The organism is Bacillus sp. CH140a_4T (genome assembly GCF_008923725.1).
Taxonomy (GTDB): Bacteria; Bacillota; Bacilli; order Bacillales; family Bacillaceae_G; genus Bacillus_A.
The window spans coordinates 184,957-194,542 of the sequence record NZ_WBPF01000021.1; the positions used below are offsets into that span (position 1 = coordinate 184,957).

The 9,586-nt window shown below is 34.5% G+C and carries 10 protein-coding genes; 3 read left to right on the top strand and 7 right to left on the bottom strand.

Annotated features, from left to right (window positions below):
• Positions 1 to 45: 45 nt before the first annotated feature.
• Complete coding sequence (locus F8162_RS22735; RefSeq protein ID WP_151630375.1) at positions 46 to 1,605, top strand: glycoside hydrolase family 10 protein; 1,560 nt, start codon at positions 46 to 48, stop codon at positions 1,603 to 1,605.
• Between the two features lie 54 nt (positions 1,606 to 1,659).
• Here F8162_RS22735 and F8162_RS22740 read toward each other — a convergent pair whose 3' ends face one another.
• The 3 genes from F8162_RS22740 to F8162_RS22750 form a co-directional block, all read right to left on the bottom strand.
• Entirely contained in the window at positions 1,660 to 2,493 is an 834-nt protein-coding gene (locus F8162_RS22740) for a DUF3974 domain-containing protein (RefSeq protein WP_000008385.1), read from the bottom strand.
• A 24-nt stretch (positions 2,494 to 2,517) separates the two neighbouring features.
• Positions 2,518 to 3,630, bottom strand: a complete 1,113-nt coding sequence (locus F8162_RS22745) for a toxic anion resistance protein (RefSeq protein WP_151630374.1) — start codon at positions 3,628 to 3,630, stop codon at positions 2,518 to 2,520.
• A 310-nt stretch (positions 3,631 to 3,940) separates the two neighbouring features.
• Entirely contained in the window at positions 3,941 to 4,534 is a 594-nt protein-coding gene (locus tag F8162_RS22750) for an O-methyltransferase (RefSeq protein WP_151630373.1), read from the bottom strand.
• Positions 4,535 to 4,837: 303 nt separating this feature from the next.
• On the opposite strand from F8162_RS22750, the gene F8162_RS28895 reads away from it, so the two are divergent.
• A complete protein-coding gene (locus tag F8162_RS28895; protein WP_001100983.1) occupies positions 4,838 to 4,996 on the top strand; it encodes a hypothetical protein in 159 nt (52 codons plus the stop codon).
• 35 nt (positions 4,997 to 5,031) lie between these two features.
• Here the strand turns inward: F8162_RS28895 and F8162_RS22755 are convergent, their stop codons facing one another.
• From F8162_RS22755 to F8162_RS22765, 3 genes are all read right to left on the bottom strand, one after another.
• Positions 5,032 to 5,901 (bottom strand): sigma-70 family RNA polymerase sigma factor, encoded by an 870-nt coding sequence (locus tag F8162_RS22755; RefSeq protein WP_151630372.1) that lies wholly within the window; start codon positions 5,899 to 5,901, stop codon positions 5,032 to 5,034.
• Positions 5,902 to 5,926: 25 nt separating this feature from the next.
• Positions 5,927 to 7,189, bottom strand: coding sequence for a phytoene desaturase family protein (locus F8162_RS22760; protein WP_151630371.1), 1,263 nt, complete (start codon positions 7,187 to 7,189; stop codon positions 5,927 to 5,929).
• A gap of 90 nt (positions 7,190 to 7,279) precedes the next feature.
• Entirely contained in the window at positions 7,280 to 7,585 is a 306-nt protein-coding gene (locus F8162_RS22765; RefSeq protein ID WP_151630370.1) for a luciferase family protein, read from the bottom strand.
• A gap of 229 nt (positions 7,586 to 7,814) precedes the next feature.
• Here F8162_RS22765 and F8162_RS22770 point away from each other — a divergent pair, with 229 nt between their 5' ends.
• Entirely contained in the window at positions 7,815 to 8,447 is a 633-nt protein-coding gene (locus F8162_RS22770) for a cupin domain-containing protein (RefSeq protein ID WP_151630369.1), read from the top strand.
• A gap of 586 nt (positions 8,448 to 9,033) precedes the next feature.
• Here the strand turns inward: F8162_RS22770 and F8162_RS22775 are convergent.
• On the bottom strand, positions 9,034 to 9,586 hold a 553-nt coding region (locus tag F8162_RS22775), incomplete at its 5' end, for an exosporium glycoprotein BclB-related protein (RefSeq protein WP_318836126.1).

A 9,586-nucleotide genomic window follows, 5' to 3' on the forward strand; every position in this document is an offset into this window, starting at 1 on the left:
CCTCGGATATCATATTAATTAACCATATAATAGGGAGGCGTATAAATGATCATAAAACGTTTATTAATGATATGTTGTATCGTCATCTTGTTCATCCCTTTCTCTTTCATTTCCCCTCATTCTACTTATGCCGAAGTAAATACTACGTACAAAAAACATGAATTACGTGCTGTATGGATTGCATCTGTTCTTAATATTGATTGGCCCTCAAAAACTGGCTTACCTATCGAAAATCAAAAACAAGAGTTTATTAGATTATTAGACGATGTAAAAAACACTGGTATGAATGCAGTCGTTGTACAAATAAAACCAACTGCTGATGCTTTTTATCCTTCCAATTACGGTCCTTGGTCTGAATACATTACGGGTACACAAGGAAAAGACCCTGGATATGACCCGCTCGCATTTATGATTAAAGAAGCTCATAAAAGAAATATAGAATTCCACGCATGGATTAATCCATACCGAATAACGATGAATCACACTGATATAAATCGATTAGCGAATAATCACCCTGCAAAACAGCACCCTGATTGGGTTGTACCTTATGGCGGGAAATTATATTACAACCCTGGCATTCCAGAAGTGAAAAAATTTATAACTGAAGGTGCTTTAGAAATTGTACAAAATTACGATGTTGATGCGTTACATATGGATGATTATTTTTATCCATATAAAGTGGCGGGTGAACAATTCCCCGATCAAAAAACGTACGAAACATATAATAACGGTAGATTTACAAATATAGAGGATTGGCGACGTGACAATGTAAATGAACTTGTAAGAGATTTAAATACTGCTATAAAACAAGAAAAATCATATGTAAAGTTTGGTATAAGTCCGTTCGGCGTATGGCGAAATATAGCTGACGATCCAACTGGCTCTAACACAACTGCAGGTCAAAGAAACTATGATGACCTTTATGCCGATACACGTGAATGGATACAAAAAGAGTATATTGATTACATGACACCGCAAATATATTGGAATATTGGTTTCACACCAGCTGCATATGACATTTTAGTAGATTGGTGGGTAAAAGAAACAAATAATAAACCGATTCACCTATACATCGGTCAGGCGGCCTATAAAATTAATAATAATTCTGTCCCAGCTTGGTCTGATCCAGAAGAATACCCAAAACAAATTGGATTAAATCGGTTATATCCTGAGATAAAAGGTAGTATGCATTTCAGCTTAAAAGATATGAATAACAATCCACTTGGAGTTAAAGATAGACTCGCAAATGACATATATAAACACCCTGCACTAATCCCGCCTATGCCTTGGCTTGATCATGATCCACCTAAACAACCGACTTTAAAAGGTGCGATTCCACGGGATGAAGGTATTGCTGTAGGTATCATTGACAATAGAGAGAATGACTCTGCTTATTACGCCATTTACCGTGTGAATGGAAAAAATGAAGTGGATATACAAAACCCCAAAAATTTACTTACTACTGTAAGAAAAACAAAACCTGGAGAGATTTATGTAGATAAAACGGCTATTTCTGGAGAAACGTATACGTATGTAGTAACTGCAGTTGATCGATTGCATAATGAAAGTACCCCTTCTAGTAAAACTACAATTAAAGCAAAATAACACCTAATAAAAAACGCCTTAAAAGCCAAGTATTATAGCTTTAAGGCGCCTTTTTTATTTATTCTTAAACTTCTCAGTCGCTGCTCTCATCTTCACATTCAAATCGTGATCAATTGAGTCACGAATGTCTCGCTCAACTACTTCCATTTCTTTTTGGAAATTTTGCAAGTAGATTTTTAGTTCTTCTTCTTTTTCTGGTCGTTGTGAAGGTGGTAATTGTACGACTAACGAAAGCATCGCTGTTAAATCTTTCATTAAGAACGTTTCAAGTTTATGTTGTTGCTCAAACATACGCTGCTCCTGATAATACGGCAAGGCATTTAATACTGAAATTGTAATATCATCAACCGTTCTTTGTAATGAAGGATTTATTGAGCGTTTATACGCTTGAATTGTATTTAATGCATCTGGATATCGATCATAGAAATACAATTTATAAAACGATAAGTCTGTCGGTTTTACTGTTTGCTGCGTTTCTTGTCTTAAAAAATCTTTTACTTTCATCGCCGCTACATCAATATCTTCATTTGTAAGTTTTTTCGTTGTTTTTGCCATTACATGTACTTTTTTCTGTTTTTCTTTCGGTAACATTGAGAATACTTGCTCTCTCGTACGTTGACCCGATGCACAGAAAAGCGTGTTTAATGTATATTGTTCTTTCTTTCCTTCCGTACGAATCCAGCGATAAAAGAGTGGGTGTTGTGTAAATTCTTGTAGAAACGGTAATGATTTATTCGATAACTTATCTAAAGAATCGTGTGCTCTTTTATATGGTTTCGTCCAAGAAAAATACAGTTTACGTCCGAAATATACAACTAAAACAACGACAGTAAATGCGATTAAAAGCAATGTACCCAATAGTACTAATACTGTTTGAATGAAACTCATTTTTTCACCTCCTCTAAAAGTCTGTTATTTCCTTGGACGCTGGATGAGTTTTTGTTTCATTTCATCATTAAATGTGTCTAGTTCAATAACAAACTTCTTACTTGACTCGATAATACGTTCTGATGATTTCTCAGAAGCTTCAATCGCAGCAAATACATTTTGGAATGATTCACGTAATTTATCCATGCTAATAGCAGGATTTTCAAGAAGTTTTGTTGTTTCTTCTGTATTTTGTTTTAATGCTTGTGAGTTACTTAATACCATTGATTCAATTGCTTCATTTGTCGCATTCACTGCATCAATTGTTTTACGTTGATTTGTTAATGCTAGCTGGATAGCAGCTGAAACCGTTACAACGTTTTGCGTCATCGTAATTGCATTACGAATTGCCTCTGTTAACTTTTCATTATTTTTCTTAATAATGTCTACAGATGCGATAGATTGTAATAGCACACTTTTCGCTTGCTGCATATTACGTGTACGTACAAGAATTTTTTCTAATGCATCGTTAATTAATGGAATATCTCTTTGACGTTCTGGATTTTGTTTCTCAGCTTCCAGCATGCCAGCGAGTTTTCTTCCTAAGTATACTTGTTTATCAAGAGCGTGAATTTTATCGTGCGATTGTTCTTTAAGCATTTCAAGACCAACTGTATCTTCTTGTAAGTTGTCACGACCAATTAGAAGGGATCTTATAATCTCCTCAATTTGCTTATCTATAGATTGATATTTATGCACATATGTTTCAAGTGGATTTTTCTTGAATACTTTAAACATAATTTTCTTCATACCACTTGCTTTTAATGAATTCGGATCAAGCTCTGATACCACTTTACGTAATTCTAACAATGTATTTGGAATTTCTTCGTTCTTTCCATTCATCATCGCTGTTACAGGACGTTTTAATGCTGATAACGTTTGTCCTGCTGCTTGTTGCTCTTTATCCCCTAAATCTCCTAGCTGTGACAATACTTTTGATAAATCTGTATTTTGCTCGCTATTTAACTTTTGTACATAAAGATCAGCTTCTTTATTCAGTTCCTCTAATTCTTGATCTTTTATTACTGTATCTACTACTACTTCCACATTACTATCTTTCACAATGGATACAGGTTCTTTTTTCTCGAGTTCAGTCAACAAAATCGCTCCTTTATTTATATGTGCGAATTTATATGCACTATATTTCATCTATTATATCGTATTTCATATACATTCTGACTGCTTGAAATCGATTTTTTTGAAATGCCTGCTTATGCAGTCATTCCCTGTTTCTTACTATAAGTATACCTGTAATCAACATAATTTTCCTCAGACTTAAGACCTAGAGAACAACATGCTGAAGGCGGATTCTTCGTATGTTACGTATAAAAACTATGTTCTTCCTATCCTACTCTGAATCTTTTGACATACACCCTTTTTCAATGTGATAATTATATTACGCTCTATCTTATTTCTTCTTACGCGCTACAAATGCTCCATTTTGAAATGCCAATAACACCGTTTCAAACATTTCATCTTCTTCAATTATTTTTCTAAACTCGGCTAATTCACTTGCATGAGAAGTTGCATTGTCAACAACAAGAATACCTTTTGGTTGTAAAATGCGCTTTATATGCTCAAGCCACCACATGTATTGCGTACGCTCTGAATCTAGGAAAATAAAATCAAATGAATGATCTAGCTGCGCATCTAAAAATGCCCCTGCTTCTTGATTATGAACATCAATCCTTTGTATAAGGTTTGCCTTTTCAAAATTAACAAGTGCCTCTCCAACTCGTTCTGAAGAAAGCTCTACAGTTGTTACATTTCCATTTGTTTCTTCTACCGCGTTAGCTAACCACAATGTAGAATAACCATTAGAAGTTCCAATTTCTAAAATGTTTTTTGCGCGACACCCTTTTGCTAAAATTGATAAAAACTGCCCCATCTCACGAGAAATATTCCGTAATTTTTCTTCCCGTGTTTTTTTATTTCGATCATGCTCTTCTCCATATTGTTCAAGTTGAAATAATAATGAATCTAACGTATCCATTCTTTTCATCGCCTTTCCAAAGCAATATGATGAAAAAGCTCTTGCTGCCCGTCTACTTTCATTATATGCGAAACAAGAACCTTTTTCTCGTTATATGACAAAGATTTGAATTTTTTTATAGCATATTGTTTCGTTTTTTGGTAAAGTTAATTTCTACGTGCAATTATTCCATTCATACTATTTTTAATTCAATTGCAGTTATTAAAAAATATAAACCCCAATTAAATGAATTGGTATTTCAAATTCAATTAAGCGCCCTTTCCGGACGCATTTTCTTTTGTTTATATATTTCTAGAAGAAAGGATGCTTACAATGAACGTGATTAGCTTAGATGCTGCTCGAAAGCGCAAACAGCATAAAAAATTAATGATTACTATACCGATTATTTCACGTATTTATGAAGAAGACGGGGAAATTAAATTTGAGGTAGCCGGCGAAAAAGATGTACCTCTTGAAATGTTAGAGAAATAGTAAAAAAGACGCACTTCTAAAGAAATGCGTCTTTTTTATACTATTACATTTAAGTGCATAAGTTTTTCAGGATTAACCATCATATAAATGTTTGCGATTTTTTCATTCTCAAATGTAAATGAAAGCACATAAGTCACTTTATTTTTCACTTTAACAATAACACCTGGGGCGCCATTTACTATCTTATACTCAACATTGTACACTGGCGGGAACTTCTTCCCAATTCCAAAGAATAAACGTATAATTCTATCTGCAGAGTAAATTGGATGAATTGCAGTTGTAACTTTACCCCCACCATCTGCTTTCAATATTGCATCTGTTTTTAATACTTCTAACATGCCTTGCGCATCCCCACACTGTAATGATGATACAAACTTTTCAACATAAGCAGCCATTTTTTTCGTACTTAACTTTGACTGCTTCGGCTTATCTAAAATACTTTTTCGTGCACGTTGAAAGATTTTTCGGCAATTCACACTACTCTTATCTACAATTGAAGCGATTTCTTCGTAGTCATAACTGAAAATCTCTCTTAATATGAAAACAACCCTCTCTACCTCATTCAGTTGTTGTAAAAGTAATAAATATGCCGTAGAAATTGATTCTTTCATTACAAATGACTCTGATGGGTCATCGGTCTCTTCCACAAATGGTTCTGGTAACCACATTCCGACATATACGTTCCGTTTATGTGCTGCCGAACGTAATTTATCAATTGAGCGATTTGTTACCATTTTACATAAATATGCTTTCATATTTTCTATAGATTGAACGTCCTCTATATTATTTAACGAGATAAAAACGTCATGAACGATATCCTCAGCATCCATAACACTCCCAAGGATTCTGTATGCTAATGAAAATAATAATGGTTGATACGCTTCATATAACTGCTCCGTTTCCATGATGTACTGCCCCACTTTCGAATTGCTATAAAATGTGTAACGCTGCACGTTTTCCGCTTGCTACTGCAGCATCAGCTAATATTTCATCATGCCCTGCCCAATCTCCTGCTACATAAACACCTGGCATTTCAGGTATATTAGGACCGGGATTTTCAACACGGTTAATATGAGGAAAATCATGTACTACTGTTATTTTCGGTAAATATTGCTTTGCAACTACTTCCCTTTCCCAATTCGGATGTAACAATTCCATCGTATTTTCTAACTGCTCTTTATCATCTTGAATTTGATTCAGCTCTAGTACAGGGTTATGATACTTAATTAGACTCACTGCAATTGATCCATTTTCACTTAATTTAGCTGCTCTCGATTGATTTGTGAAAAATATAGGTTGATCTAGCCCCAATGCAAAATGATGCAAAGGGTTCGTCAATTGTTTTAAACCAATATCTAATGCTGCTACGGTCACTGGTATAGATTGTTCACTCCATTTTTGCAAACTTGTTCTTTCTGCACCTTTTATAATTTTACAAGCCTCTTTCGGCGGAGTTGTTACAATGACTGCCTCTGCTTCAAATACTTCATCGTCAAAACATTGTATTCTTTGTTTCCCTTCACAATACTCTATTTTCAACACATGCTTTTTAGCTAGAAATTGCACACCACTGGTACTTGCTATATTCCTTAAATTTTTTATTATCGTCTCCCAACCACCATCTACATAAAGTACTCCTTCTTTCATTGAAAGCTGTATTTGCTTTAGTACGGAAGATGCTAATTGTATTGTAGGAGCATACGTATATGTTGTCGTTCGGCATAATGCATAAAATATATTTCGAACCATTGGATCTTTAATTTCATTTTCTGCCCATGTAGTTAGACTCATTTTGGGAACTTTTCCTACATCTAAATTTCCTAAATGGATCATAAGACGAGAGAACTGTACTTTTGCAGACCATGAAAGTAACGGTGTAGATAAAATAGAGCGAAAATCTGTTGGGATGGTGAAAATATCCCCTTTCCATATTCCATGTGCTTTTGTAGATGGGATTCCACCCGGTAGATTCATACCGAGCTCATTAAAAGTTATAAGCGCTTCTCCACCTCTATATAAAGCATGTGCACCAAGATTCATACAAATGCCATTTTTATTTATAGTCATCCCTCGACCACCGAAGTGACCTGACTTTTCTAATACAATAACTTTCTTTCCAGCTTTCGCTAAATATATAGATGCTGTTAATCCAGCAAGCCCACCACCAACAATAGCTACATCAAAATTTTTCATAATAAAATCCCTCCTTATCCGTTCTACATACAAGACGAACGATTAAGGAGGGATGTGACATAAATTTTTTTATTACTCTATTTTATTTCATTACTTTTTTATTCGGTCATATTGCATACGGAATAGCTCAATTGCAAATGGAATATCCTCTTCACTCTTTATATAATAACTTATCCAACCTGATTCAGGTAATACATGATGTGGTTTTACCAACCCTTGGTTCACTAATTCATCTCGCTTTAACTTTGGAAATGGTAAATCAACCAACTTATCACCATGCAGATGACCAAGTTCCTTCTTACCATAATTTATTTCAATGCCACCAAATCGATGCGTTTTTTCAGAAACACCCGCCCAGCTGAGCACTTCATTTCTAATCATTTCACTAAATGACATGGACATTCACTCCTTATAAATGATTGATGTAATTTTAAATTAACACTTTCATTACTTTTTTCCATCAATCCAAAGTATGAACGGGAATACGAATATAGTTTAATCTTAATACCTTATTCTTTATGGAATAAGCGAATTTATTAAGCTGCCGACAACTGCACAAAATAAAGACTAGACACATACCCTAATTTTGTAACCTAACTTACTTATAGAAAGGCGGGTAATACAAATGACTTCTAATATCGACTACACTTCCCCCTCAACTACTTTCACTCATGATGTAAGTGAAAGTAATTTTTTTCAGAAAGATGCACAAAATTATATAAACGTACTTGGCATGAAACAATTAAATACGTTAAAAAATACTTCTTTATTAGATATCTATTTAAGTACAGGAAATGTTATAGAGCCGCATATTCATCAAAATGCAGCTGAACTTGTTTACTGTATTTCAGGATCCGCTGTTGCTTCTTTACTAAATCCTTTTACTAATCAAATATTAAACTTACCGATAAAACCAGGGCAAGTTGCCAACATCCCACAAGCGTGGTGGCATTATGAAATTGCTACAGCAGATGGCACTCATTTATTAGCTATTTTCGACGCCCCAACCCCAGAAGTTATTTTTGGTTCTGATATTTTAAGATTAACTCCCGCTAATATAATGGCTCATACTTACTGTCTCGATGAACAACAATGGAAACAAGCGGTATCTCCTATTCAATCCACTACAGTAATTGGTCCTCCTGCAAACTGTAATCAAAACCGCGAAATAAAAAGCCATCCAACTCTGCCCCCTACTCAACAACAAAATCTATACTATCATGATTCTTATTATTTTCCTCTTTATTGGGGATATTGATTTATATCAAAAATAAATAACTATTTATCTCCTTGGAAAATACCTAGGAGATTTTTTATCGTAACAATTAATAGAGTACATACATATACTATTTATATATTTAATTGGAGGTGATAGTACTATGAATAATTATAACTATCGAAAAAACTACTCTCATAATAAAAATAGTAGTTCATCAGCATACTCTCAGTCTTCGAATTCTCAATCTTCCAATTCCCAATCACAAAGAGATTTAGCCGAGCGAGGCTATGTAAAGAAAAAAGGATGTAACTGTAATAAGAACAAATAGTTTATTTGGCAATGAAATTTCATCACTCACAATAAACTGTTTACCCCCATAGTATATAGTTTATTTAAAGGCTGAATTCTATTATTAATAGAGTTCAGCCTTTTTTTATGTATGGATAATTTTTCAAGCCAATTAATTTATTTCATAAATTAAAAATCATATTTTACCAACTTAAAAAATAGTAACTTTCCAATTGATTTATCAACCAATTCCCGCAAAAATATAGCCCTCCCTAATAAAATTAGTAAGGGCTATATACAAATGTCAGTTCAAATTTCAAACAAATATTGTAACAAGTTAGACGATATTAATACCTGCACTTACAAATCCAGCTACTGCAGCTATTGGACTTGCCGCTGTTAACGAAACATACAGTAGTATTTTATCTCCAGCAGCTACTGGTATAGCTTCAGGTACGATGCCTGATGCTGTATCAAAAATAGCTATTGTAGCAAATGCTGGTGTTAATAATAGAGGTGCTCCTTGAACTGTAAACGTATTACTTGCTGCAGGTGCAATTAATATTTGCATCTGAACTTGAACAGGTGCTAATGGAGCCAATGCAGCTGTTGCACTAAAGAAACCTGCTAATGACGTAATAGTTCCTGCACGTGGTGCTACAAATGCATAATCACCTACTCCTAAAGATAATGTGATATCAGTTCCACCTGTTAATGCTGCGCCAGGCTGACTAAATCCAAATCCAAGAAGGGTTCCTGTATTAGCTATTAATGCATTAACTAACGCAGCTGGTGTTGTACCCGAAGCAAACGGAATAATAGCTCCGCCACCAGTTGCACCAGTTGATCCTGTTGCTCCTGTTAGACCTGTTGCTCCCGTTGGACCTGTT

Coding starts and splice junctions, on each gene's coding strand:
- F8162_RS22740 (WP_000008385.1), bottom strand. CDS start 2,493: ATGAGTTTCATTCAAACAGTATTAGTACTATTGGGTACATTGCTTTTA.
- F8162_RS28895 (WP_001100983.1), top strand. CDS start 4,838: ATGAACGTGATTAGCTTAGATGCTGCTCGAAAGCGCAAACAGCATAAA.
- F8162_RS22765 (WP_151630370.1), bottom strand. CDS start 7,585: ATGTCATTTAGTGAAATGATTAGAAATGAAGTGCTCAGCTGGGCGGGT.
- F8162_RS22760 (WP_151630371.1), bottom strand. CDS start 7,189: ATGAAAAATTTTGATGTAGCTATTGTTGGTGGTGGGCTTGCTGGATTA.
- F8162_RS22755 (WP_151630372.1), bottom strand. CDS start 5,901: ATGGAAACGGAGCAGTTATATGAAGCGTATCAACCATTATTATTTTCA.
- F8162_RS22750 (WP_151630373.1), bottom strand. CDS start 4,534: ATGAAAAGAATGGATACGTTAGATTCATTATTATTTCAACTTGAACAA.
- F8162_RS22770 (WP_151630369.1), top strand. CDS start 7,815: ATGACTTCTAATATCGACTACACTTCCCCCTCAACTACTTTCACTCAT.
- F8162_RS22735 (WP_151630375.1), top strand. CDS start 46: ATGATCATAAAACGTTTATTAATGATATGTTGTATCGTCATCTTGTTC.